We start from the raw sequence: 23,570 nt of genomic DNA on the forward strand, positions 1-23,570 counted from the left end.
CTTCAAGATGATGATTTGCTATGTTAAAAATTCAAGGTGCTAAATGGAAGGAGCATTTTTTATTATGACAACAGAAAATCAACAAATCGTTTTAGCAAAGCGTCCTGAAGGGATGCCTACTCATGAAAATTTCACTTATGAAGATGTAGAAATTAAATCTCCTCAAAAGGGAGAAGTCGTAATTCGAAGCTTATATATTTCTGTAGACCCTTATATGCGCGGCCGGATGAGTGATCAGAAATCATACACGCAGCCGTTCCCTCTTAACGAAACCATTAATGGTACAGTTGTGGGAGAAATAGTCGAGTCAGAAGATGATCAGTTCAAACCAGGTGATAAAGTAACAGGCTTTCTTGGCTGGCGTTATTTTAACACCGTTCCTGGAAGTCAAGTTCGCAAAATTGATGGAGAACAAGCTCCCTTATCAGCTTATCTTGGCGTATTAGGCATGACAGGTTTAACAGCTTACTTTGGCTTACTTGATATTGGAGAGCCGAAAGAAGGCGAGACTGTTGTGGTGTCTGGTGCAGCTGGTGCTGTTGGTATGATTGTCGGTCAAATCGCAAAACTAAAAGGTGCACACGTAGTAGGGATTGCTGGTTCTGATGAAAAAGTAAACTATATTACTGAGGAATTAGGTTTTGATGCAGGGGTTAACTATAAGACCGTTGATGATGTACAAGAAGCTCTATCTGGTCTATGCCCTAATGGCGTTGATGTATATTTCGATAACGTCGGAGGCGAAATTTCTGACGCTGTTCTTAACTTGTTAAACTCCTTCGCACGTGTACCGCTTTGTGGAGCTATTTCGTCTTACAACCGTACAGATGCTGACTTAGGTACACGCGTACAACCAAAACTCCTTAAAGCTCGTGCTAAGATTCAAGCGTTTATCGTAGGGGACTATGCAGACCGCTTTGATGAAGGCGTTCAAGACCTTGCAAAATGGCTTTCTGAAGGAAAATTAAAATATGAAGAAACAATAACAGATGGCTTCGAAAACATTCCTGATGCATTCTTTGGTCTGTTCCAAGGGAAGAACTTAGGAAAGCAGTTAGTAAAAGTCGCTGACCCTAAATATTAACTAAACAAAACCCTGCTCCTTTTGAGCAGGGTTTTTTATTCTAACAAACTCTTTATTTAGCTATACCACATCGGGTTTATGGAAAAGCTAATAGAGGAACATAGAAGATATAACAGTATAAAAAGAGGTGTTAGGATGAAATACATCATTATCGGGGGAGATGCGGCAGGAATGAGTGCCGCGATGCAAATTGTACGAAATAGTGAAGGAAATGAAATCGTTACGTACGAAAAGGGAGAAACCTATTCTTATGGGCAGTGCGGGTTACCCTATACCATTAATGGCATAGTGGAATCCACTGAGGACCTTATTGCCAGAACACCTGAAACGTTTCAGGAGAAGTATGGAATTAAAACACATACGCTACATGAAGTAACAAGTGTGGATTGTGAGAAAAAAATGGTGTATGGAACCAATTATCATACTGGAGAACAGTTCGAAGATCATTATGATCGACTTCTTGTCGCAACAGGCGCGAATCCGAATTGTCCGCCGTGGGAAGGCATTGAATCAGAAGGGATTTACACCCTAAAAACCATACCCGATGCGGAAAAAATAATGGATTACATAAATGAGAATATCAAGAATGTGACGATTATCGGTGGGGGATACATCGGTCTTGAAATGGCTGAAACCCTTTCTGACATTGGGAAAAACGTTCAAATTATCGAACGTGGCGAACGGCTCGCCAAGATTTTCGATGAGGATATGAGTGCCCTTATCCATGAGGAAGCGACCAAACAAAACGTGAAGCTGACATTTAAGGAATCAGTAGAAGGTTTCAAAACCAATGATAAAGGTCGTGTAAGGTGTGTTGTAACCGACCATGGTGAACATGCGACAGACCTAGTCCTCGTAGCTGTTGGGGTAACGCCAAACACATCCTTTTTACAAGGTACGGGTATTTTCACGAGTGTTCAGGGTGCCATTGAAGTGAATGCATATATGGAGAGTACGATCAAGGACATTTATGCAGCGGGAGATTGCGCTACACAATATCACCGCCTTAAGCAAAAATCAGATTATATCCCTCTTGGGACTCATGCGAATAAACAAGGAAGAGTTGCAGGTTTGAATATGATTAATCAACCTACTACTTTTAAAGGAATTGTAGGTTCGTCTATTATTAAATTCTTTGATATAAATCTTGGGAAAACAGGTTTATCAGAGAGGGAAGCAGAAGCGCTTCATTTCTCTAACACCTCTGTAACCATTGATTCATCGCACGCTGCAGGATACTATTCAAAAGAAGATCCTATGAAAGTAAAACTCGTCTATAATGATCAGACGCGTGCGTTATTAGGAGCTCAAATTATTGGTAAAGAAGGGGTCGATAAACGGATTGATGTAGTAGCCACGGCTCTATACCACTCGATGACCGTGGATGAACTTGTCGATCTTGACCTTTCTTATGCACCTCCTTTTAACAGTGTTTGGGATCCTATACAGCAAGCTGCAAGAAGAGCTTAGTTTGACTTCATTTTGATCAAGCGAAAAAAGCGATCCGTCTAATAGAGGCGGATCGCTTTTTTATGCGCTATTAAATTTGAGTGTTAGCACGCATTAAGTATAACGGGCTCCTAAGCCGCTTTATATGGAACACTTCAACTTATTATGGTAAGGTTTCACAGACAACCCCGTCCCCGTCTCGGTCCAACCGGTGGGGGTCTTTTGAAGGACCTCCTGCGGCTTCGAAAAATGCTTGAGCCTGGCTTTGTTTACTAAAATCCCCACAATCTCGATCGGCCCCGTTTGGATCATATAAAAGATTATTAGATTCAGTGGAATTGTTTTTACTAGGAGTTGGGCTCTTCTTGATGGTCATCTCGGAGTTAAAACCATCCTCCGTCACATACCCTTCCAAACTCCATATCCCCTTCTTCTTCTTCTTGGCTTGTTGTTCAGCATCGCGTAATGTGTCTACATATTTATCGTTTGGGGGATATACGTAAGCTACACGTGCAAGGCCTTGTTCAATAATATCCTTATTATAAAGCGTACCATCTATGTATACGTATGCGAGTAAGCGATCGTATTTATCTCGTTTCGTTGTTCCCCATTCAAGCATCACTTCTTCATTTGTAAGAAGCTCTTTAGCGTATTGACTCGCTTCTGGCCCAAAGGGCTGGACAGGCAAGTCAGGATGCTTGGTTTCTGGCGTATCAATAAGTAACAATCGAATCGTCTCTTTCTTCCCCTCTATCGAGACAGACAAAGTATCTCCGTCTACCACACGAAGGACGGTTGCTTCTTGTTTCGTTTGATTTTCTCCTGTAGAAGAGGAAGTAGTAGTTTCTGTTTTGGTTTCTTGCATGGTTTCGTTTTGAGGACTGCAAGCTGTTCCCACCATTATTATAAACAACACTAGTATCTTAAAAATGTTTCTCATAGTTGTTCTCCTTTATCGCTGTATACATTCACTCTAGCAAACAATTTCGACGACGTATAGGAAGAATACAGTTCATCTTTTTTCACTATTTATTATTGCAATGCTCAAGAGGTACCAGGCCACGTCGTATGGTAAGGTGAAAAATAACTCTAGTGAAACTTTTCTTGTCACTTACGACTCTAACCTATGAGTTTGAAAGAAAGAGGGAAGCCGTGTGAACCTAATAAAAGAAGTAAAGCGAGCCAGGAAAGGGAATAAAGCATCTTTTGAGGCATTAATCAGAGAGTATAAAACCACGATGTATCGTGTCTCGAAAACTATTTTAAAACAAGATGAAGATTGTGCGGATGCTTTACAAGAAGCTATTTTAAAAGCTTTTCACTCCATTCACACGCTGAAAGAACCAAAGTATTTTAAGACTTGGCTCATTCGGATCGTGATGAATGAATGTTATGCCATTATTCGAAAACAAAAGAAAATTGTTTCATTAGATAAGGTTCATGAAGAAGCGTTTGTAGAGAGAGGGTTTGATCGGATTGAAGTGAAAGAGTTACTCTCTCATTTGACCGAAGAAGATGCCCTCGTTCTTCAATTGTTCTACATAAAAGACTTTACGATAAGAGATATGGCCCACGTAATGGAGGTTCCAGAGAATACAATTAAAACAAAGTTACGCAGGGCAAAAAAGAGAGCACGAGTACAAGTCAGGGAGGAGGAAACATCATGGAAAAGTGGGAACACCTATTAGATGAAGAAGTGAATAAAGAATTGCCAGAGTCTGTTGAGAAGCGAATGGAATCTACATTAAAATCCCTGCCGAACAAGAAAACAGGAAAGAAAAAGTGGTTGTATGGCATAACAGCCGCTGTAGTAGCAACAGGCATTTTGATTAACAGCTCTTCGGTGTCTACAACAATTGCCGATTCCCTGAAGGATGTACCTTTTGTAGGCTCTGTAATGGAGAAAGTAGGCGGGTTAGGAGAGAAAAGTGGGCAACAAGGCGGGTTAACAGTTTCAACAGGGGAGCAAGTGAACATAGGAGATCAAACCATTATCTTTACAGAAACCTTATATGATGGAAACAGTATATATATTAGCTACTTAAATATGTCAGATCATCTGAACAAATTGGTCCTGCCAGGGATGCCTGATGTTCTCGTAGACGGAGAACCATTAGACAACTACGGAATCGGGGCGGGGGGTCAGAAGATCGAAGAAGGCGTTTACGGTGAGACCATGTCGATTAGAACCCAAGAAGAACTCCCTCATGAATTCTTGCTTACACTTAGCGGTGAAGCGAATGGATCTGAGTGGCAAGTAGACTTACCTGTTATCAAAAAGGGGAACTCAAAGGTTATGCCGATTAATAAAAGTTTCAAAAGTGGGGAGGATCACATTCATTATAGTACGGTAAGCTTTACATCAACCTCCACTAGAATTCAGTTCCAAATGCTTACCCCTGAAGACTCAAAGATCATCCAAAACAATCAGCATCTTGATTTTGTTGTAGAAGATGAAAACGGGAAAGTGTTAAGGGGGATCGGAGCAAGTAGCCATTCTATTGGATCAGAAGATGGAAAAGTTAGTGGTAAGTATACCGTTGATCTAGAACCATACAGAGAACAATTACCAGAAACGTTAAGTATACGACCATACCTTATGGAAATCCCAACTTCAGAGGAAGCGGTTGAACCTGTGGTGTTTAGGAGTAAGAAATGGACTGGAGAACCTGTAACATTGTCTCAAGGCGAGATGGGGCAGTTGAATGTAGATAGTGTAGAAAGAGAAGGTGAGAATGTAACCATTACCTACACCGTCAAAGGGGAAGATGAAGCCACACAAGCGAGTACGTTCTGGATAACGGATGGTGATGGGAATCGCTATGAACATGATCGGGTGGAAAGACGTATAGATCATCATACCTTTAAACAAACCTATTATAATTTTCCAGTGGAAAAAGACATTCATCTCCATACAACGGAAATGGATGCTCATCATTATTTAAGTGATTTTGGATTAACCATTGATCTTGAATACGGTGAAGGGGATAGATGACTAAAAAAATACGTAAGTGTGAATGAGCGTAGAAAAACCCCCTCGATAATCGAGGGGGGTTGAACCCTTTTATAGATCTTTCCTTGTAGGAGGAGCCATGAACTCAGGTCCTACAGGATCTTTAATATTTTTAACTAATATTTCATCAATGTCTTTCTGGGTTTCTTCATCAATTTTAAAGTCCATTACTTCTTCAATCGGATCCATTTGTTCTGGTTTCCGACCACCCCATAGGGCAGTGCCTGTACCAGGTTGATCTAATATAAATCGAAGAGCCAGGTGGATAATGCGTTTGTCAAATCGATTCTGGGCTAATTGGTCTAGCTCTTGTACGGCATTGAGATATTGCTCGAAACGAGGTTGCTGGAATTTAGGATCGTTATTTCTTAGGTCATCGCCATCAAATTGACTATCCTTAGACATTTTACCGGTTAACAATCCTCGGCATAAGCTACCATATAACAATGTATGAAGGCCATGCTCCTGAACATAGGGGAGAATGTCTTCTTCAATCCCTCTTTCAAACATGTTGTAAGGGGGCTGAACCGTATGAAGCGGAGCCGCTTCACGGAACGTATCCATTTGTTCTGGAGAGAAATTACTCACACCAATGGATCGGATTTTGCCTTGTTTATATAAGTAATAAAGGGCTTCTGCTGTTTCTTCAATCGGGACGGTTGGGTCTGGCCAATGTACTTGGTAAACATCAATGTAATCCGTTTGAAGTCGACGTAATGAATCGTCAATTTCTTTGTGAATGCGTTCTTTAGATGCATCACGGTAAACTTGCTCGTCTTTCCAATTCATGGCAACCTTCGTTGCGAGCGTGATATTCTCACGACCTCCATATTGTTGAACGGCTTTACCGACAATTTCTTCAGAACGACCGAAGCCATATACCGGAGCGGTGTCAATGAGATTAACGCCTTTATCTAAAGCGGCGTGGATGGTTTTTATGGATTGGTTTTCATCTGTGCCACCCCACATCCAGCCACCAATGGCCCAAGTTCCTAGTCCGATTCGTGAAGTTTCTATTCCTGTATTGCTAACGTGCGTGAATTCCATTTTTTCACCTCCATAGGTTCGTAGCTTTAGCTACTCTTCACGAAGTTTACCCTCTTCTATTCGTGACTAATCATGCAGATAGGCTGTCCCAATAGATGAAAAAAAGCACGCTCATAGCTTACTGAGCGTGCCTGAATTTAGTCGTGTTTTTATGCTTTGGTCCAGTTTGCGACCATATTTACATCCGCATTGTATAGGGTTTGGAAAACAGGACAGCGATCATCTGTTTTATCTTTTAATTCTTGAATGCGTTCATCAGACTCACTTGTTTTAACCTGAGCATTTACTGTAACGGTTTGGAAGTGACGGCGTACGCCTTCTGTTCCCATCATACCGCGGGGGTCTAATTCGCCACGAATTTCGAATTCAATCCCTTGAAGGTCAAAGTTCATTTCATTCGCCACCATATTAGCAACTGCGTTCTCGCAGCCTGCTAGGGCAGCTAGTAGGGTTTCAAGTGGATTCGCACCTTGGTCGGTGCCACCTTGTTGTTCTGGTTCATCAATAATAATGGTATGCTTTTTCGCTTTTGCTTCTACCTTTGCACCTTCTGCATTTGCTTTAACTCTCATTTGAATAGTAGACATGTGAAATTCTCCTTTAATGAAATAATGTTTTCTTTAAATGAAAAATGGTATTTTCAATTGGCTTAGACGTTTGCTTTACTTTCGCCATTAAGATCGAGCCTTCAATAGAACTAATGATATGCTCTGCGTATTCGTAAGCATCTTTAGGAGTGGCAAGTTCTGCTTCCATTAATGTCTCACTAAGAGCTAACGCCCATTCATGGAAAAAGGATTCAATGCGCTTTCTAAAAGATGCATCATGTTCGCTCATTTCGATAGCTAGATTCCCGAAAGGACAACCTTTTCGAACATTGGAGTCTTGAAAAGATTCAATTGTTTCTTCAAGCATGTGCTGAATTCGTAAATCAGCAGAGGAATCTGTTTGAAGAATGCCTTCAATCATATTGGTTTTCCAAGTATCAATATAGCGATCTACAACAGCAATCCCTAAATCGTGTTTAGTCTTAAAGTAATGAAAGAACTTTCCTTTGCCAATATCTCCAGCCACTAATATATCGTTAACAGATGTAGCTTGATAACCTTTGGAACGAATCACATCTGCAGCGATGGATACAATCTCTTCTTTAGCTAAGGTTCCTTTATTCATAAAAGAACCCCCTTTCTAGAAACCAACTGGTTGGTATGTATCTAATATAAAGGATGCTTCATTAGTTTGACAATCAATGTGCTTCACTCGGAATCTCTTCATAAATGGAAGGCTACGTGAATAAAGTAGTACTAGCTATATGAGGAGGTTTCTATCATGATTAGAGTGTCTCAAAGCTCATTACTTATAGTGTGCTTACTTTTATTTCTTATACTTAGTTGGGCAGGTCTTACAAGAGCAAAAGAATTCATTATTCCAGAGGGGGCCTTTACACAAGAAACGGTCGCTTTTCCGGAGGCTATGACGTATGTAGACACTGTTAAAGAGTTAGAAGAACACGTGGAAGCACCGATTTCCACCTTCAATGTACTACCGGACTCCTTTGAACGAATTAGTATGGGGTATAAAAAAGTTCAGGAAAATTCTTTCATCACAAGACAAACCTTTATCCGTTATCCAGAAGGAAAAATGACGTTTGAACAAGCCCCGAAGGATGTGAAAGATGAACTCCCTTCACCTTCCTCCTCGACGATGAAGGAGTTCAATTTGAATGGTCAGCTCTTTCATATGAATGGGGATGGTAGACAGGGGGACTACGTTATGTGGGAAAAGGGAGATTATGTATACGCAGTCTCGACGAACGTTACATTTTCAATGGATGACTGGGAATTGTTATTAGATTCCTTACAATAAATGTTCAAAACGGCCTTAACGCCTAACCCGTTAAGGCTATTTTTGCATATATCTTACAAATGACAGAATATTCGTATTATAATAGGTATAAAGAGGGGGTATGGGAAATGGAAGTTGTGTCAGAACAGAAGAGAAAGAAATCTTTAAAAAGATGGCAGAAAGTTTGTTTGATCCTTCTTGTTCTTCTCCTTGGTATAGGGATTGGGGTGCTTATTTTTGTAAACGGTTACATAAACCGGAGTTTACCTCAAACTGAGGGAAGCATTTCGGTACCTGGTTTAAAAGATACTGTGTATGTAACCCGGGATAAGAGTGGTGTGCCTCATATTGAAGCAAACAACACGCAGGATCTTTTCATGGCTCAAGGATATGTCCAGGCACAAGATCGTTTGTTTCAAATGGATATGGCAAGGAGACAAGCCTCCGGAAGACTAAGTGAAGTGGCTGGTGAAGATGCATTAAACCAGGATAAATATTTTAGAACATTGGGACTGAGAAGGGCTGCCGAAAAGTCGTATCAAGCATACACGGAAGAAGCTAAGCAAGTGATGGAGTGGTATGCAGAAGGGGTGAATGCTTATATAGAACAAGCAAAGAATGAAAAAGCGCTACCGATCGAATTCACTCTGCTTGGAGGAGCGCCGGAACTTTGGACGCCTATTGATTCACTAACGATAGGAAAATATATGGCGTTTGATCTTGGAGGACATTGGGAGAGACAGGCCTTTCACTATTATTTGCTACAACATTATCCGGAGGATCAGGCTCTTGAATTGTTTTCAACCTATCCGGAAAAGGCTCCAACGATTATTAAAAGTGATGAACTTGATATCGCTTCAAGTTTTGAAGGTGCTGTCATTCCGCATGCCTTTAATGGAAGCAATAACTGGGTTGTGAGCGGAGAACGAACAGCGTCTGGTTCCCCTCTGCTCGCTGATGACCCTCATTTGGGCCTTGCTACCCCGTCTATCTGGTTACAGATGGTGCTTGATTCACCTGAGTATCAAGTGAGTGGCGTCATTTTTGCCGGTATTCCTGGTATTATTTTAGGACATAACCAAGACATTGCATGGGGAGTTACCAACACAGGACCGGATGTCCAGCAGCTTTATCTTGAAAAGCGAAACCCAAAAGATGAAAATGAGTTTTTATATGAAGGGAAATACGAAAAGGCGACCATCTATAAGGAAACGATTGATATCAAAGATAAAGACTCAATTCAGTATAAGGTGGTTGAAACGAGACATGGTCCGATCATCTCTGAGTTTGCTGAAGAGAGTGGAAAAGATACCGTTTTATCCCTAAGGTGGACAGCGCTCGATTCTTCCACAGAGCTAGAGGCCATTCTTCTTATGAACAAAGCTTCAAACTGGGGAGAATTTGAAAAAGGTCTAGAGAAGTTTCTAGTACCGGCTCAGAATTTTGTCTTTGCCAGTAAGGATGGGACCATTGCATATAAAGCCAATGGCAAAATCCCGATCTATAAAGAGGGTGAAGATGCCTTATTGCCATTAGAGGGATGGGAGAAAGAGAATGATTGGAATGGGTTCATCCCATTTGACGAATTGCCAACAGTCATCAATCCGGATAAAGGATTTATTGCGACTGCCAACAATAAAGTGATAGGAGAAGAGTACCCTTATCATCTATCTAATAATTGGGCACAACCCTACCGTTATAAGCGTATTGAAGAAGTACTTGAAAAGACAAAAAATGCAACCGCAGAAGATATGAAAAAGCTTCAAATGGATCAAATGAATCTGCAAGCCAAAGAGTTTGTGCCGATGTTTATGGAATATATGAATACTGACAATCTTTCAACGAGAGAGAAAGAAGCTGTGGAACGGCTCCAGGCTTGGGACTTCGTAGATGATGCAAAGCAATCTCAACCTCTTCTCTTTCACACGTGGATGAAGACCCTAACAGACCGACTATACGAGGATCTTCCTGAATCCATGGATCCATTGTTTAAAGGGAAAGGCCAAACAACGGATGAGTTATTGCGGAAAGCTCATAAGGGAAAGAATGTAAAGTGGGTTGAGGAGCAAGGAGGAATGGAGGTGTTAGTTCAAGAAACATTTCAGGAAACCGTCCGTTCTTTAACGGAACAATATGGTGAGAAAATAGACGAGTGGGAATGGGGGCACTATCACCAGGTGGCATTTAAACATCCATTATCCTCTATAAGTTTTCTAGACCGATTCTTTAATAGTGAGGATCCTATTCCAGTAGGCGGAAGTAGGGTGACGGTGATGGCTGCAAGCTATAATGAAGAAACGGGTATCGTCAATCACGGAGCTTCCTGGCGTTTTGTATTGGATGGTTCTGATTTTACGAAAGGCTCTCATATCGTAGGCCCAGGGCAATCCGGACATTTCAGAAGTCCTTGGTACCATGACCAACGGGAAGACTGGGTGAAGGGTGATTATCACGAAACAAGCTTAACTACACCAAAAGGAGAACCATTAATTCTCCAACCGTAATGTATTCGGCTGATTCTAGTAGGATCAGCCGATTTTCTGTGACTAGACCAAGTATTTCTTTATAAATGAGGACAGGAAAGTTATGGACAATGGTAAAGAGGGTATTCTTGTAAGGAGTGTGCATCAGATTTCCGAGTAAGGTAAAGCTAATCATAACATTAGAATCAAATAGAAGTGGATGGAGGCTACGTCAATGCACGGGTTTCATGAAGTATTTATTCAAATTTTAGTATTACTTGCTATTTCAATTACGGTGATTGGAATTGCAAAACTGATTAAAGAACCCTATTCAATTGCTTTAGTACTAGTGGGAGTATTATTAGGGATGACAGAAATCCCTATTATTGAAGAAGCGGAGTCGTACATAACACAATCTGAAGTGTTTCAAGCCATTATCATTTCCCTTTTCTTACCTATCTTATTAGGTGATGCTACATTGAAAATGCCATTTCATCATCTGTTTCGATTGAAGAAAACGGTTTTATCTCTGGCTTTTTTAGGGACCTTTATTTCATTTATAGTGATAGGTTTTAGTGTATATTTCTTGTTAGGATTACCGATTGTTGTCGCTTTTACTTTTGCAGCTTTAATGAGTGCTACAGACCCAATAAGCGTAATCTCTATTTTTAAGGAACTTGGTGTACCTGAAAAAATGTCGACCATCATGGAAGGTGAGTCCTTATTTAATGATGGGATTGCTGTCGTTCTCTTTAAAATTTCATCGATTTACCTGCTCACATATATGGATATGGGAGCTGCAGGAATTGGAGAGGGTGTCTTCTTATTCTTAAAGTTTGCGATCGGGGGAGCGCTAGTTGGTTTAGTAATTGGATTCATCTTTTCACAAGTTATACGCATATTTGATGACTATCCACTTGAAATTGCATTTTCCATGCTTTTATTCTTCGGTAGTTATTTCATTGCAGAGCACTTTAACGTATCAGGAGTTATTGCTGTTGTGATTGGTGGATTATTATTCGGAAGCTATGGAAAGAAAGTGGGGATGTCAGAAGAAACGAGAGTTAATATTAACACCTTTTGGGATACCATTACTCTCTTGGCTAATTCGATTATCTTTTTAATGGTTGGGATTGAAATTCGAGAAATTGATTTTACAGGCATGTGGGGCATTATAGTCTTAGCCATTCTCATTGTGCTTATTGGACGTTCGATTGCCCTATACACCGCAACAAGCTATATTTCTCATCTTAGTCAGAAAGAACGTTTTCTTTTAAATTGGGGAGGCCTCCGAGGAAGTTTATCGATCGCTTTAGCCTTAAGTCTCCCTGCAGATTTTGACGGTAGAGAAGAAGTGCTTCTTCTCACATTCTCTGTTGTTCTCTTCTCCCTAGTCGTTCAAGGGCTTACTATTAAGCCGCTTATTAAGAAGTTTGACATGGCGAAAGATGCTTCTTAGCTAGAAGGCTATGTTAAAGTTGAAAAACCAGCCGCTTATTTAAGCGGCTGGTTTTTTATAATTTGATCTTCAAAGTGTTGGATAACATCGATTAGGTCATTATGAATCACATAATGAAATAAGCGATCTTTTGGAGTGGCTTCTCTATTTATAAGTGCTGTAGGAATTTTCCTAGTCCAAGCATACTCTGGTAAGAAATTAAACGGCATGACAAGTAGAGATGTTCCAAGCACGAGAACAAGGTCGGCCTTGTCAATAATGGCTTCTGCCCGATCATGCTCAGTGATGGCGTCTCCAAATAGCACGATATCTGGTTTCAATACCGTTTGGCACGTCTCCCTTTCGCAAATGGGGACCTGAGAACTGTTTATATAGTCCGCGTCATAGATGCTCCCACATGCAGGACAAGTGGAAGTGGTTAGAGAACCGTGGTATTCAATGACCTTAGAGGAGCCGGCTCTTTGATGGAGCCCGTCTACATTTTGCGTAATCACCGTAACTTCTTTCCCCAGTGTTTCTAAATTGGAGAGAAATCGATGCACCTCATTTGGGTGATAGGAACCCAGAAGTTTAAGTTGGAAAATATCCTTGTACTTTGTCCAAAAATCTTGAGGGTCGTGCCTAAAATAGTCAGAGGACATGTAATATTCCCTTGATCCATCTTCTGTCCATATGCCATTAGAGGAGCGGAAATCGGGGATTCCACTTGCTGTACTAACACCAGCTCCTGTTAAAACAGTAATGCGTTGAGCTTGCCTAATTTCATCTATAAGTTGATCCATCTTATCCTACCTTTAATCGTTTTCCCCTATTGTATCAAACCCGTTGAAATAGATAGAAGAGCAGATTAACGTTTGTTCATCCCCTTGGATTGCACAAATTCATTAACATCCATTCGCATGGGGTGGCTAAAACGACGAATCATCTGATCGGTCCAAGAGTCGAGGCGTGAATTTTGCTTCCGGCTCTTATAGTAGTCTTGAATAGTATGGTCAAAAGAACGAAGCTCTTCTGTTTGGTTTTTATTATATTCATTTACATGATAAACCGCGCGTTTAGGAAGACGAGGTTTTTGTTCTGGCTGTTTGTCAGGATAGCCAACCACCATGCCGAATAATGGTATAACGTGTTCTGGCAATTGTAATAGCTGATCAACGCGCTTAATGTTATTTCGAATGCTTCCAATGTAGCACATACCAAGCCCCATAGATTCAGATGCAACCGCTGCATTTTGGGCAGCTAGTGAAGCGTCTACCGCAGAAACGAGAAAATGTTCTGTATTCTCAATGTTTGGTAGCATATCTTGCTTCTGTAGGTCGGAGGCTAGTATGCCATGGCGGTACAAGTCAGCGCAGAATATAAACAAATGTCCGTTATCTTTTACATACGATTGACCTGTTATTTCCGCCAACTCTTGCTTTTTCTCTGGATCTGTCACACCTATGATGGTGTAAGCTTGCATGTAGCTGGACGTTGAAGCCATCTGAGCTGCTTCTACAATAGTGTTTATTTGGTCTTCAGTTAACACTTCATTTGTAAAGGATCGGATTGAACGATGGTTAAGAAGCGTATGGATTGTTTGATTCATGATTTAGAACTCCTTCAAGTTTAACATTTTACATTTATAGTACATCTTTAGGAATGAACACTTCAAAAAATTTGTTTGATGCTTTAATGGAATCCACCCAATAAGTGTAAAAATTTATTTTTTGAATAATTTTAAAATCTATATTAAGAAAACACAAATATTATCCTTAGACGGGTTACATAAAATAGGAAACTAATGATATAGTAGTTAAAAGTATCCTGGGTTTGTGTTAGGATAATAGTAGAATCCTCTTTATTACTTCCCTTACAGACAGCGTTTCCGTTTTTCCCCTGGAAACAACCATCTGCAGATTCTTCACTCAGTACCCTCTTCTAAAAGCTAAGTACCAGAACACTATCGTTTTATCGAAATAACATTAACATTTGCTTATACTTTCAGGATTCGTAGGATTATTGTCTAATCATTGTAGAGGAGTTGTTATAGTTCAGACGCTTGTCAGGGAAACTGTACACTTACACTTTTGCTTAGTTCTAAATAAAGGTGAGGATTACTAATGGGGGAATTGATCGATTTTGAAACTAGACGAGCGAGAAAAGATTTAAAGAAATCTGCAGGGAATAAGGGAGTCATTTACGAAATCTATTTAACCGTAGTGAAATATGTGAATGAAAACCTACAAAAAGAATATGAGAAACCGGTGGAAAATATAAATACAAAAACACCGCTATCATATGTGTTTCAAGGGGAGAGTGACCGATTTAGATCATCTTTCGGTGAACTAATGAATTATTGGGATTTACCAGGGAATGGGCTAGATGAAGTTCCTTATGGAGAAGAGTTTCAATACTTTAAAACCGTAGAGGATTTATGTTGGTTTATTGAGAAGCGAGTAAGAAAGTCTAAATAATTAAGGGGTTGGGTGTCCAAAAATGGGCACCCTTTTCTATTCTGTTGCTTTTTGAGATTGAATGTGAATAATCCCATAGAATACTTGAATGGTACCGATTGCGAAGACAAGCGGTCCGAATGTCCAAGCTAAAGCCATACTTAACGCAATTGCAATAAAACCTGTGTACAGTACGAAAAGATGTTGGCTTTTCTTAAAGCTGATTATGCCGATTAAGCTGTTCATGATTACAGCTAAGTATATAAACAGTTGGAATGCGCTTTCCATATTCAGTCAATCCTTTCTATCTATCACCTATTAAGGTAAACTTACCCCTTTATTTTTCCTTCTAAACGTTACAACCATAATTCATAGAGCATTCATTTGTGTAATGATAAAAAAAGAAGGAAAGAAGTATTGGAAAGGGAATATAGTACTTAAGTCAGGAAAGGGGTTCATGGATATGGTAAAAGGAACGATTTATGTTGAACATCTATCTAAAACCTTTAAGAAAGGCAATGTAAAAGCTGTGAAGGATGTTAGCTTTTCTGTGGAAGAAGGGGAATTCTTTGCCTTTTTAGGACCAAATGGAGCAGGTAAATCAACAACGGTCCAGATCGTTACCACTTTAATCTCCCCGTCAGCTGGTAAGGTGTATGTTGCTGAACAAGATGTTCTTACAAATCCAAAAGGGGTGCGTGAACATATCGGGGTAGCTTTACAGGAAACAGGAATTGATCCCAGTTTAACAGGTAGAGAAATGTTGGAGCTGCAATGTAGAATCTTCGGATTTACCAAACAGGAATCAAAATCAAGGACAGATGAACTACTAGAAGTAGTGCAGCTCGTTGAAGCGGCCGATCGGATTTGTGGCAATTACTCAGGAGGGATGAGGAGGAGACTAGATCTTGCCTTAACGCTTGTGAATAAACCTAAGATTCTGTTTCTCGATGAACCCACCACAGGACTTGATCCTTCAAATAGGAAGAGCATTTGGGATTATTTAGAGCGTCTGAATAAAGAAGAAGGAACGACTATTTTTCTAACCACACAATACTTAGAAGAAGCAGATACATTGGCCGATCGCATTTCAATTATTGATGATGGAGAGATTGTAGCTACAGGGACACCGCAAGAGTTAAAAGCTCAAATAGGGAACGATATCATTGCGATGACGTTTGCAGGGGACAATGAAGCGAATGAAGCAGAAAAGGCCATTAAGCACCACATGCCAGATGCTGACCTGGTCCGAAGGGCGGCAGAATTAAATATGTATGTTCAGGACGGAACGAAACGATTGATGGAGGTAGTACGGGTTTTAGACCAGGAAGAGATAACCGTACAGTCCATTAATGTAAATTCTCCTACTCTAGATGATATTTTCCTTAAAATCACAGCTGAAGGAGAGAAAAAGAGAGGAGAGGTTGAACATGGGTAATGGATTAGTTAAGGATATATGGGTTTTATCTAAGCGTAGTGTACTCACGACTCTCCGGAGCCCCTTTTCTTTTATACCTAATTTACTTATTTCAACGTTCTTTTTATTAGTCTATGAAAGCGGACTGAGTGGCATTTCACAGCTACCGGCTTTCGAGGGAGCAAATTATTTGGCCTTTATTTTACCTGTTTCCGTAGTGTCAGCTGCCATTGGAGGGGCGGGGGGAGCCGGCCAGGGTATTGTAAAAGATATTGAAAATGGCTTCTTCTCACGCTTATTACTCACACCAGCCTCAAGACTTTCGATTGTGCTTGGTCCTATTATTGCTGGCATGTTGCAATTATTTGTGCAAACGATCCTGATCTTAATTGTAGCCTTTATCATGGGGCTTGAAGTAGCAACTGGGTTTTTAGGTGTTCTGGTCGTTCTCCTCTTAGCAGTAGGTTGGGGGTTAGCTTTTGCTGGGTATTCAGCTGGCATTGCTTTGAAAACCAAAAATGCTCAAGCCGCCCAGGCAGGTACTCTTATCTTTTTCCCGTTAATCTTTCTGAGTACAACATTTGTCCCTTATGAATTAATTGAATCATCCTGGTTAAAAGTTGCTGCTACGATTAATCCGACCACGTATATCTTTGAAAGTATGCGAACGGTTTTAATTGATGGGTGGCAGTTCTGGGATATTGCGAAGGGGTTCATTGCCATTACCATTGCATGTGCGATTACGATTACCTTTGCGGCAGTTTCGGCTAAGAAAGCAGTTAGTAGAGGATAGTAGTACCAAAATCCAAAAGCTCACATACCATAAATAAAAAATGGGTGAGCAAGATGAAGTGGTATGAATGGATTGATTTAGGTGCTTTGACCATTTTAGCAACGTTAATGCTTTTATATTCTCAAAATCTGATAACAGACCAGGCCGTTACCTTCGTAGCTGCACCTGTCATGTTCTACATTATGATAATAAGCAAATCTGTGAGAAAGAGACTGCGAAGGAAAAATAGACTTTAATAGGTAAGGGATAAATCCGTTGGGATTTATCCTTTTTCATTTTGGCTTTGATCGTTTGGTTCATGTTTAGGTTCGCTTAAAATTTGGTAAAACTACATAAGTAACGACTTAAAATCGATTGTAAATAGATAAAGGAGTGCATAATAATGGCAGGAGAGGTATTTGATCCAAAAAAAGCGGAGAAACTGGTAGATCCAAGTCGACAAAACACAGTTCCAGTAGAGAGAGTGTTGGAGCTCCTTCAATTAACAGGTGAAGAGAAGGTAGCCGATTTGGGAGCTGGGAATGGGTATTTAACACTACCGATTGCGAAAGAGACCAAGGATCGGGTAACCGCCGTCGACCTTCAATTTGAAATGCTAGAACTGTTAGCATCTAGAGCTGAAGGAGAAGGCATTACCAATGTTGAACGTATGAAAAGCAGCCTAGATGCTTTGAATCTTCCTGATGCTTCATTTCACCGTGCAGTAACGGCTTTTGTTTTGCATGAGGTACCCGATTTACATCAGACACTTCGTGAAATTCATCGAATTCTAATGGAACATAGCCGTCTTCTGATCTTAGATTGGGAAAAGGTTGACGGAGAGCAAGGTCCGCCTAAAGATCACCGTATCGCCTCCAACGAGCTGGCTGAACGGGTAGCTGAAGAAGGCTTTGATGTAGAGGTGGGTCACTTGAATGATGAAGTATACTATATCGTAGCAACGAAATAAGAAAGGGATTGACGAATACTCCCCCTCCTATTAGAATATACCCATAGGGGTTAAAAAGAGCGAAGGGGAGGATCACTTGGATACAATTATTACAGTATTATTGATTGCTGTAGCGGTATACTTCATAAGTAAAACGATCATACCACCTAAGGGTGTTGAACAAATCTCTCCAGCGCAAGCTCAGGATAAATTGAAAAGTAAGAAAAAGCAAAGTCAATTTGTTGATGTACGTACCCCTGGGGAGTATAATAGAAATCAGATAAGAGGGTTTACCAATCTTCCTCTTCAGTCCTTGAAGGCACAGTCGAGCCAGTTAGATCAGTCAAAAGAAGTCGTTTTACTTTGTCAAAGTGGAACGCGCAGTATGGCTGCAGCTCGAGTTTTAAAAAAGCAAGGATTTACTCACATTACAAACATTCGTGGCGGTTTGAACGCCTGGAAATAATCTTAAGGAGGAATTAATTATGAAAAATATCACACCAGAAGAAGTTCGTAAAAAAGTAGAAGGTGGCGAAAACATTAACATTGTTGATGTTCGTGAACCTGAGGAAGTAGAAGAAGGAAAAATTCCAGGAGCAAAGCATATTCCTTTAGGATCTCTAGATGAGCGTAAAGATGAGCTGGATAAGGACAAGGAGTATGTAATGGTTTGTCGTTCCGGTGGTCGTAGCGGAAAAGCAACAGCTTTCTTAGAAGAAAACGGATATAATGTGATCAATATGGATGGCGGTATGCTAGCTTGGGAAGGTAGCGTAGACAAATAAGTCACAGCTGTTGAACTGAATAGATGATTAAGGGCGGGAATCGTTTAGATTCCCGCCTTTTTTATGGAATCCCCTAAAATAATTTGTCTTTTAAACTTAGATAAGTTGGGAAACATATGTATCTCGAGGTATAGGAATGTGAAGGTTTGCCACAATAAGAAGGAAAAAATGAGCGTGGAGGGATGATATGGCTCACTCAATACCATCGCACCAACTATTCAAAAGGTTAAAACAACAGCAAAACATTATAATAATTGATGGACGTCACCATGATTATTCAGAAGAGTTGGCTTTTCCGGTGAAGGTTTTACATAAAGGCGAGATTACAATAGAGCGCTTGAAAGACAAAGAGGCAGAATATATCTATATAGGTGAAGATCAGAAGACATCTATAGAAGAAGCTGAGAGAATAGAACAGGAATATGACCTCGACCTCCTCTACGTAAAAGGAGGCATGCAGGATTGGGGAAGGTATGTAGAATCTATACAAGTGGGAGAACTTTCGGACGGAGGAGAGGTCTATCAATTTATTCGACCGAGTACGGGTCAACTTTCTTATATGATTATTAGTGAAGCCGAAGCTCTATTACTTAACCCTAGCCTATGGATTCAACCCTATATCGATTTTGTAGAAGACAAGGCTTTTACCTTTAAGCATATCGTAGATTCTTGTATTCACCGTTCCCACATCTCAAGTGGCCCGCAACTGGCAGAGGAAGTAGAAGAATCGTATTGGCTTCCAGAAATAGAAGACGACATTTCCTATTCATATACCGCTATTACGCATGATCAGAAACCTTCTGTAGGCAATACCAATATCCCCGTTGAAGTGATCTTCACCACAGAGGGGCTTACGATTGTGGTGGACCAGCACTACACGTTTACCTCCAATAATGAAGCGGATTTATATAAAGGAAAAGGGGTGGTCCTTACAGAATGGATGAAGTCTTATTCACAGTTCAATGAACAAGGATTTGTCTCTCCTTATGAGCGTAAGATAAATGATAAAGAATCCACGAGAACACAGAAGATAGAAGCGATCAATAAAGGGGAAAGAAGTTTTACAAACGAAGAAGCATACCATTTAGAGTATGGAAATGAATTCAATAGCAATTAAAAAGAAGCAGCCAGAATGATCTGGCTGCCATTTTATTCTTCAGGGTGATGGGTATCTTCTTTTTGAGCTTCTTTTCTTTGTGCTTCATAGGGGAATAGTTCCTCTGATGCCTCTACGCGTAACTTTTTAGGAACGAGTAGTTGGCGACGTCTGTCATACACGTGAGATCCAAGGTGCAATACACGGTTTTCCATATAAATATGAAAAAATGTCTCAAAAGTCACAATAAACCCAGCTCCTGCAATGGCAGGGAGTACGGTTTGAGTCGTAATGCCGTTGATTACATTGCCGAAAAGGTAAAGAATCGAAAATGTTAAAGCGAGATCGGCAACGGAGGTAACGAGTAGACCAAAGCGTCTTAATATAAATAAATCTCCTATCACATACGTGATTCCCAGTAATACAAAAGTAATAAGGAACACATTGATTAAGGAAGCTCCAGCAATCACGCCGTATATAGGGAAGACAGCTGCAATTAAGATGACCCATTTAATCCCGAGTGCTTTAATATGCTCCAGTTTAAACACCTCCAGTTATAGTTTTTCAAATGCGAGCTTTTATATACGATTCATTTAGAATGGTTTTCATTTCTCTTAGAAGGGTGTATAATTGTTATAAAATTCAGTTAATTAAACAAGGAAGTTTAGATGGTTTATCTTGTTTAGAAACGGGTAAGAAACTGGAGAGGTGAATAGTATGGCAATAAAACAACTTAACTCAATAAGGATACCGTGTAAAGACTTGAAGGAGACGAAAGAATGGTACAAAAATCATTTACAACTAGAGGCTAAAGGCGATCAAGGGGAAGTGACCATTTCATTTGCCGAAGGTGCCGATTTAGTTTTTTATGAAAGTAAAGTGACACAAGAATACCCGTTCAGCCCTTTTAATATTAATGTGTACGAACCTCAGCACTTACATAGAGACTTATTCTTAAAAGGAGCCAAGTTAACAGATATTGATGACTTTTTTGATATGCTTTGTTATGAGGTAACCGATCCGAATAACATTCAGATTGGAATAGTCGGCTGGGAAGAGGATGCCAAAGCCGCCCATCCTGTTACAAAACTAGGAGGGTACTTTCTCCCGGTAAGAAGCTTAGAGGATGCATCTCTTTGGTATAAGACCCATCTAAAAGCAGAGCAGTTATATGATTTTTCATTTGACACTCCAATGTATGGGGAAATGCGTGCATTAACGCTTGATCATCTTGGGATCACACTTGTAGAGATTCCAAGTGACCTTCATAACGTCATTGAACATCCGTTCACACTAGGATCCACAAACCTTGAAGAAGATCTACAATCTCTTCGACAGTCAGGAGTCGAAATAGAAGAGGAAGTACCAGGAGAATCCTTTTGTTTTAAAGACCAAGAAGGACATAAAATACAAGTACAAATGATTTCTTAAAAAAGGAGCTAATGAAGATTAGCTCCTTTTTTCGTTTACGTGAAACGTAAAGTGTTGAATGGTTCCTGAAGGGGAAGACTCGATTTCCCAGGCAATATCAGATTTCTGTGTCATGAGGGAAATAATGGTCAAGCCGATGCCCGAACCTTTAGTAGAAGAGCTGTTTTGTTCCATCCCCTTTCCGTGATCAGCCACAGATAGATGCCCGTAATTATCGCTGTGAGCTAATGTGAATTGAATGTATTTTCCTTCACTCGCATGTCTTAAAACATTTTGTATCACATTGTCTAAAATCCGTTGGAACCATGTTGGATCAAGAGTGGTATACATCGGATGGTCCGTTACGTGAATATCAATTTGAAATCCCTCATTCTCCAGCGTATCGTACCAGGATGCCAAGGATTGACGTGTTAAAGCTGTGAGTTCAATTTCTTTAGGATGATGCGGGAAGCGGTGTGCAGATAAAAGCGTGTAGGATTGTAAATTCTCAATTAGTTCACCTAAAAAAGTAATCTTTCCATCAGCTAATGCAATTAATTGATTTCCTTTCTCAGTTGTGACTTCTTTTTGTAAACCATAAATTTGGCCTCTTAGTGTGGTTAAGGGAGTGCGTAAGTCATGAGAAAGGTTGGCGATCAAGTCTCTCCTTAGCGATTCTTCTTCTTGTTCATTCCTTTGACTTTCTTTTAATTTGTAGACCATATTGTTAAATGATTCTTCTAATAGCCCTATTTCATCACGTTTTTTAACTTCAACTGGATTTGGAATCATAGCTCCTTCATCCATTGTCATGGCTTGTTGAAGATGTATCAGACGTCTTCTGAGGCGCAGGAAAAAGAGCAAGGAAAGAATGAGAAACGTTAAGAAAATACTTCCTAAACCAATCCCTGTAAACCAGAAGCGGTATTCGGATTCAACGCGACTTAATGGAGAATCTAAGTACTCACGAGAGATTTGAAAAACCATAAATCCATCCATTTTGGTACTGCCTATATAAGCTACGGTTGTAAATGGGTCTCCATCAAAGCTTTCTTTCATAAATTCAACAGTCTGAGGAACGCTCCATACTTCAGGGTAGAGGCCCTCTTCTACTTGTATAGGGTCTTTGAAACGTCCTTGTTGATCGATCCAGAATAAAGAGGCATTAGGATAATTCTTATGAACCTCCTCTAAAGCTTGAGGAACTTCCTCGACAGAAAGATCCTCAGCTTGCTCATGCCACATGGCCTCAAGCTTATCTCCTCTGTAATGATTAGGTTCCGTCCAACCAAACTGATTAAAGCCCACTTCAAAAACAACGAACAAAAGAGGTAGTGTAATTTGAAAAAGGGTGATCCCGATCAGTAGAATTAATATGTATCTACGTAATAGGGAGGAACTTGTTTGTTTTTTCTTCTGCTTCTTCATCCTTTCACCCTGTAACCAATTCCGCGTATCGTTTGAACGATTTGTGGATGGCTTGGATCTTTTTCGATTTTCTCTCTTAAATGCCGCATATGTACCATTAGTGATTTATCACCGTCCAAGTAACGTTCTCCCCATATTGCCTCATAAATCTGTTCTTTGGTTAATATTTGGTTCAGGTGCTGAACGAGATAGAAAAAAATCTTATACTGTTTGCCCGATAGTATAATTTCTTTGTTGGATGGTTTATGAAGCAGCTGATTTGTATGTAAGTTGACTTCGATGTCACCTAGGATAAGAGATTGGTTTGAACTCGCTCCGAATCTGCGAAATAGCACATCCATTCTGGCCAGGAGCTCTTCTAGATGGAAAGGTTTAACCATGTAATCATCAGCAAACTGGAGTCCATATACTTTGTCATCAACGGCTGATCGTGCTGTCAGCATCATGATGGGAAGTTCCGGGTTATGTTTTTTTATTCTTTTTCCAATAGTAAACCCATCTAAGCCAGGCAGCATAACATCGAGTAAAACCAAACTTGCCTCACCGATTTGATCTTCAATCCCTTCACCAGAAGTGAACCATTGAACATTGTGACCACTCTCCTCAAGTGCACCTTTCACCCATTCACCAATTTCTTTTTCATCTTCTATGTATAAAATCATTGCCATTTATAAACTCCTTTCTATTAAGTATCGTATAAAATTTCCAATCATTTAGAAAGCGTTTTTTGAATTTCGAGGCATAAAAGGACTCCACAAAGGTATAGATCTCCGTTTGGATTAAAACCATTTGCTCGAAGTATTTCGTATATAGGGGTTTATATGAACCCAAGTGCTCTGTTAAAACTGATGTTGATTTTTTAAACGTTACATATAAGTCCCTAATCAGCAGCACCTGAAAGCGAGTCGTTCCCCAGACA

General features: G+C 40.1%; 25 protein-coding genes. 15 read left to right on the forward strand and 10 right to left on the reverse strand.

Annotated elements, in window-relative coordinates; translation table 11 throughout:
- The first annotated feature begins 64 nt into the window (after window positions 1-64).
- Together LQ226_RS01650 and LQ226_RS01655 are read left to right on the forward strand one after the other, a co-directional pair.
- Entirely contained in the window at window positions 65-1,084 is a 1,020-nt protein-coding gene (locus LQ226_RS01650) for an NADP-dependent oxidoreductase (protein ID WP_231416083.1), read from the forward strand.
- 135 nt (window positions 1,085-1,219) lie between these two features.
- Window positions 1,220-2,554 (forward strand): FAD-dependent oxidoreductase, encoded by a 1,335-nt coding sequence (locus LQ226_RS01655; protein WP_231416085.1) that lies wholly within the window; start codon window positions 1,220-1,222, stop codon window positions 2,552-2,554.
- A gap of 142 nt (window positions 2,555-2,696) precedes the next feature.
- Here LQ226_RS01655 and LQ226_RS01660 read toward each other — a convergent pair whose 3' ends face one another.
- On the reverse strand, window positions 2,697-3,473 hold the full coding sequence (locus LQ226_RS01660; RefSeq protein WP_231416086.1) for a thermonuclease family protein: 777 nt from the start codon (window positions 3,471-3,473) through the stop codon (window positions 2,697-2,699).
- 214 nt (window positions 3,474-3,687) lie between these two features.
- On the opposite strand from LQ226_RS01660, the gene LQ226_RS01665 reads away from it, so the two are divergent.
- Both LQ226_RS01665 and LQ226_RS01670 read left to right on the forward strand, forming a co-directional pair.
- The gene (locus LQ226_RS01665; RefSeq protein ID WP_231416087.1) at window positions 3,688-4,221 is read left to right on the forward strand and encodes a sigma-70 family RNA polymerase sigma factor; all 534 of its coding nucleotides are present in this window, start codon (window positions 3,688-3,690) and stop codon (window positions 4,219-4,221) included.
- Window positions 4,197-5,528 (forward strand): DUF4179 domain-containing protein, encoded by a 1,332-nt coding sequence (locus tag LQ226_RS01670; protein WP_231416089.1) that lies wholly within the window; start codon window positions 4,197-4,199, stop codon window positions 5,526-5,528. The genes LQ226_RS01665 and LQ226_RS01670 overlap by 25 nt, the downstream gene beginning before the upstream one ends.
- A gap of 69 nt (window positions 5,529-5,597) precedes the next feature.
- Here the strand turns inward: LQ226_RS01670 and LQ226_RS01675 are convergent, their stop codons facing one another.
- The 3 genes from LQ226_RS01675 to LQ226_RS01685 all read right to left on the reverse strand — a co-directional run bounded on the left by LQ226_RS01675 (window position 5,598) and on the right by LQ226_RS01685 (window position 7,766).
- Window positions 5,598-6,593, reverse strand: a complete 996-nt coding sequence (locus LQ226_RS01675; RefSeq protein WP_231416090.1) for an aldo/keto reductase — start codon at window positions 6,591-6,593, stop codon at window positions 5,598-5,600.
- A gap of 149 nt (window positions 6,594-6,742) precedes the next feature.
- Complete coding sequence (locus LQ226_RS01680) at window positions 6,743-7,180, reverse strand: OsmC family protein (protein WP_231416092.1); 438 nt, start codon at window positions 7,178-7,180, stop codon at window positions 6,743-6,745.
- A 13-nt stretch (window positions 7,181-7,193) separates the two neighbouring features.
- Window positions 7,194-7,766 (reverse strand): TetR/AcrR family transcriptional regulator, encoded by a 573-nt coding sequence (locus LQ226_RS01685; RefSeq protein ID WP_231416093.1) that lies wholly within the window; start codon window positions 7,764-7,766, stop codon window positions 7,194-7,196.
- A 156-nt stretch (window positions 7,767-7,922) separates the two neighbouring features.
- Between LQ226_RS01685 and LQ226_RS01690 the strand changes: the two genes are divergently transcribed.
- From LQ226_RS01690 to LQ226_RS01700, 3 genes are all read left to right on the forward strand, one after another.
- The gene (locus LQ226_RS01690) at window positions 7,923-8,459 is read left to right on the forward strand and encodes a hypothetical protein (RefSeq protein WP_231416095.1); all 537 of its coding nucleotides are present in this window, start codon (window positions 7,923-7,925) and stop codon (window positions 8,457-8,459) included.
- A 107-nt stretch (window positions 8,460-8,566) separates the two neighbouring features.
- Window positions 8,567-10,942 carry a penicillin acylase family protein gene (locus LQ226_RS01695; protein WP_231416097.1) on the forward strand — a complete coding sequence of 792 codons (2,376 nt, stop codon included), beginning with the start codon at window positions 8,567-8,569 and terminating at the stop codon, window positions 10,940-10,942.
- Between the two features lie 193 nt (window positions 10,943-11,135).
- Window positions 11,136-12,359 carry a cation:proton antiporter gene (locus LQ226_RS01700; RefSeq protein WP_231416099.1) on the forward strand — a complete coding sequence of 408 codons (1,224 nt, stop codon included), beginning with the start codon at window positions 11,136-11,138 and terminating at the stop codon, window positions 12,357-12,359.
- A gap of 35 nt (window positions 12,360-12,394) precedes the next feature.
- On the opposite strand, the gene LQ226_RS01705 is transcribed toward LQ226_RS01700, so the two are convergent.
- Both LQ226_RS01705 and nfsA read right to left on the reverse strand, forming a co-directional pair.
- Window positions 12,395-13,141, reverse strand: a complete 747-nt coding sequence (locus tag LQ226_RS01705) for an NAD-dependent protein deacylase (RefSeq protein ID WP_231416100.1) — start codon at window positions 13,139-13,141, stop codon at window positions 12,395-12,397.
- A gap of 65 nt (window positions 13,142-13,206) precedes the next feature.
- The gene (gene nfsA, locus LQ226_RS01710) at window positions 13,207-13,947 is read right to left on the reverse strand and encodes an oxygen-insensitive NADPH nitroreductase (RefSeq protein WP_231416102.1); all 741 of its coding nucleotides are present in this window, start codon (window positions 13,945-13,947) and stop codon (window positions 13,207-13,209) included.
- A gap of 514 nt (window positions 13,948-14,461) precedes the next feature.
- On the opposite strand from nfsA, the gene LQ226_RS01715 reads away from it, so the two are divergent.
- Window positions 14,462-14,815: a hypothetical protein gene (locus LQ226_RS01715; protein WP_231416104.1), complete on the forward strand. Its 354-nt coding sequence runs from the start codon at window positions 14,462-14,464 to the stop codon at window positions 14,813-14,815.
- Window positions 14,816-14,851: 36 nt separating this feature from the next.
- Here LQ226_RS01715 and LQ226_RS01720 read toward each other — a convergent pair whose 3' ends face one another.
- Window positions 14,852-15,082 carry a hypothetical protein gene (locus tag LQ226_RS01720; RefSeq protein WP_231416105.1) on the reverse strand — a complete coding sequence of 77 codons (231 nt, stop codon included), beginning with the start codon at window positions 15,080-15,082 and terminating at the stop codon, window positions 14,852-14,854.
- Window positions 15,083-15,251: 169 nt separating this feature from the next.
- Here LQ226_RS01720 and LQ226_RS01725 point away from each other — a divergent pair, with 169 nt between their 5' ends.
- The 6 genes from LQ226_RS01725 to LQ226_RS01750 all read left to right on the forward strand — a co-directional run bounded on the left by LQ226_RS01725 (window position 15,252) and on the right by LQ226_RS01750 (window position 19,834).
- Window positions 15,252-16,232, forward strand: coding sequence for an ATP-binding cassette domain-containing protein (locus tag LQ226_RS01725; RefSeq protein WP_231416107.1), 981 nt, complete (start codon window positions 15,252-15,254; stop codon window positions 16,230-16,232).
- Complete coding sequence (locus tag LQ226_RS01730) at window positions 16,225-17,004, forward strand: ABC transporter permease (protein ID WP_231416108.1); 780 nt, start codon at window positions 16,225-16,227, stop codon at window positions 17,002-17,004. Before LQ226_RS01725 ends, LQ226_RS01730 begins: the two co-directional genes overlap by 8 nt.
- A gap of 382 nt (window positions 17,005-17,386) precedes the next feature.
- Entirely contained in the window at window positions 17,387-17,953 is a 567-nt protein-coding gene (locus tag LQ226_RS01735; protein ID WP_231416110.1) for a class I SAM-dependent methyltransferase, read from the forward strand.
- Between the two features lie 76 nt (window positions 17,954-18,029).
- Window positions 18,030-18,398 carry a rhodanese-like domain-containing protein gene (locus LQ226_RS01740; protein ID WP_231416111.1) on the forward strand — a complete coding sequence of 123 codons (369 nt, stop codon included), beginning with the start codon at window positions 18,030-18,032 and terminating at the stop codon, window positions 18,396-18,398.
- 19 nt (window positions 18,399-18,417) lie between these two features.
- The gene (locus LQ226_RS01745; RefSeq protein WP_231416113.1) at window positions 18,418-18,717 is read left to right on the forward strand and encodes a rhodanese-like domain-containing protein; all 300 of its coding nucleotides are present in this window, start codon (window positions 18,418-18,420) and stop codon (window positions 18,715-18,717) included.
- 187 nt (window positions 18,718-18,904) lie between these two features.
- Window positions 18,905-19,834 carry an MBL fold metallo-hydrolase gene (locus tag LQ226_RS01750; RefSeq protein ID WP_231416115.1) on the forward strand — a complete coding sequence of 310 codons (930 nt, stop codon included), beginning with the start codon at window positions 18,905-18,907 and terminating at the stop codon, window positions 19,832-19,834.
- Between the two features lie 32 nt (window positions 19,835-19,866).
- Here LQ226_RS01750 and LQ226_RS01755 read toward each other — a convergent pair whose 3' ends face one another.
- The gene (locus tag LQ226_RS01755; protein WP_231416116.1) at window positions 19,867-20,361 is read right to left on the reverse strand and encodes a DUF2512 family protein; all 495 of its coding nucleotides are present in this window, start codon (window positions 20,359-20,361) and stop codon (window positions 19,867-19,869) included.
- A gap of 169 nt (window positions 20,362-20,530) precedes the next feature.
- Between LQ226_RS01755 and LQ226_RS01760 the strand changes: the two genes are divergently transcribed.
- Window positions 20,531-21,244, forward strand: coding sequence for a VOC family protein (locus LQ226_RS01760; RefSeq protein ID WP_231416118.1), 714 nt, complete (start codon window positions 20,531-20,533; stop codon window positions 21,242-21,244).
- Window positions 21,245-21,262: 18 nt separating this feature from the next.
- On the opposite strand, the gene LQ226_RS01765 is transcribed toward LQ226_RS01760, so the two are convergent.
- Window positions 21,263-22,651 (reverse strand): HAMP domain-containing sensor histidine kinase, encoded by a 1,389-nt coding sequence (locus LQ226_RS01765; protein WP_231416119.1) that lies wholly within the window; start codon window positions 22,649-22,651, stop codon window positions 21,263-21,265.
- Complete coding sequence (locus tag LQ226_RS01770; protein ID WP_231416121.1) at window positions 22,648-23,319, reverse strand: response regulator transcription factor; 672 nt, start codon at window positions 23,317-23,319, stop codon at window positions 22,648-22,650. Before LQ226_RS01770 ends, LQ226_RS01765 begins: the two co-directional genes overlap by 4 nt.
- Window positions 23,320-23,570 lie beyond the last annotated feature (251 nt).

This window comes from Pontibacillus sp. HN14 (assembly GCF_021129245.1).
In the GTDB taxonomy this organism is placed as follows: Bacteria; Bacillota; Bacilli; order Bacillales; family BH030062; genus Pontibacillus.

What these genes read in the sequence shown, in the direction of transcription:
- LQ226_RS01650 (WP_231416083.1), top strand. Translation starts at nt 65, where the DNA reads ATGACAACAGAAAATCAACAAATCGTTTTAGCAAAGCGTCCTGAAGGG.
- LQ226_RS01655 (WP_231416085.1), top strand. Translation starts at nt 1,220, where the DNA reads ATGAAATACATCATTATCGGGGGAGATGCGGCAGGAATGAGTGCCGCG.
- LQ226_RS01660 (WP_231416086.1), bottom strand. Translation starts at nt 3,473, where the DNA reads ATGAGAAACATTTTTAAGATACTAGTGTTGTTTATAATAATGGTGGGA.
- LQ226_RS01670 (WP_231416089.1), top strand. Translation starts at nt 4,197, where the DNA reads ATGGAAAAGTGGGAACACCTATTAGATGAAGAAGTGAATAAAGAATTG.
- LQ226_RS01675 (WP_231416090.1), bottom strand. Translation starts at nt 6,593, where the DNA reads ATGGAATTCACGCACGTTAGCAATACAGGAATAGAAACTTCACGAATC.
- LQ226_RS01680 (WP_231416092.1), bottom strand. Translation starts at nt 7,180, where the DNA reads ATGTCTACTATTCAAATGAGAGTTAAAGCAAATGCAGAAGGTGCAAAG.
- LQ226_RS01685 (WP_231416093.1), bottom strand. Translation starts at nt 7,766, where the DNA reads ATGAATAAAGGAACCTTAGCTAAAGAAGAGATTGTATCCATCGCTGCA.
- LQ226_RS01690 (WP_231416095.1), top strand. Translation starts at nt 7,923, where the DNA reads ATGATTAGAGTGTCTCAAAGCTCATTACTTATAGTGTGCTTACTTTTA.
- LQ226_RS01695 (WP_231416097.1), top strand. Translation starts at nt 8,567, where the DNA reads ATGGAAGTTGTGTCAGAACAGAAGAGAAAGAAATCTTTAAAAAGATGG.
- LQ226_RS01700 (WP_231416099.1), top strand. Translation starts at nt 11,136, where the DNA reads ATGCACGGGTTTCATGAAGTATTTATTCAAATTTTAGTATTACTTGCT.
- LQ226_RS01705 (WP_231416100.1), bottom strand. Translation starts at nt 13,141, where the DNA reads ATGGATCAACTTATAGATGAAATTAGGCAAGCTCAACGCATTACTGTT.
- nfsA (WP_231416102.1), bottom strand. Translation starts at nt 13,947, where the DNA reads ATGAATCAAACAATCCATACGCTTCTTAACCATCGTTCAATCCGATCC.
- LQ226_RS01715 (WP_231416104.1), top strand. Translation starts at nt 14,462, where the DNA reads ATGGGGGAATTGATCGATTTTGAAACTAGACGAGCGAGAAAAGATTTA.
- LQ226_RS01720 (WP_231416105.1), bottom strand. Translation starts at nt 15,082, where the DNA reads ATGGAAAGCGCATTCCAACTGTTTATATACTTAGCTGTAATCATGAAC.
- LQ226_RS01725 (WP_231416107.1), top strand. Translation starts at nt 15,252, where the DNA reads ATGGATATGGTAAAAGGAACGATTTATGTTGAACATCTATCTAAAACC.
- LQ226_RS01730 (WP_231416108.1), top strand. Translation starts at nt 16,225, where the DNA reads ATGGGTAATGGATTAGTTAAGGATATATGGGTTTTATCTAAGCGTAGT.
- LQ226_RS01735 (WP_231416110.1), top strand. Translation starts at nt 17,387, where the DNA reads ATGGCAGGAGAGGTATTTGATCCAAAAAAAGCGGAGAAACTGGTAGAT.
- LQ226_RS01745 (WP_231416113.1), top strand. Translation starts at nt 18,418, where the DNA reads ATGAAAAATATCACACCAGAAGAAGTTCGTAAAAAAGTAGAAGGTGGC.
- LQ226_RS01750 (WP_231416115.1), top strand. Translation starts at nt 18,905, where the DNA reads ATGGCTCACTCAATACCATCGCACCAACTATTCAAAAGGTTAAAACAA.
- LQ226_RS01760 (WP_231416118.1), top strand. Translation starts at nt 20,531, where the DNA reads ATGGCAATAAAACAACTTAACTCAATAAGGATACCGTGTAAAGACTTG.
- LQ226_RS01765 (WP_231416119.1), bottom strand. Translation starts at nt 22,651, where the DNA reads ATGAAGAAGCAGAAGAAAAAACAAACAAGTTCCTCCCTATTACGTAGA.
- LQ226_RS01770 (WP_231416121.1), bottom strand. Translation starts at nt 23,319, where the DNA reads ATGGCAATGATTTTATACATAGAAGATGAAAAAGAAATTGGTGAATGG.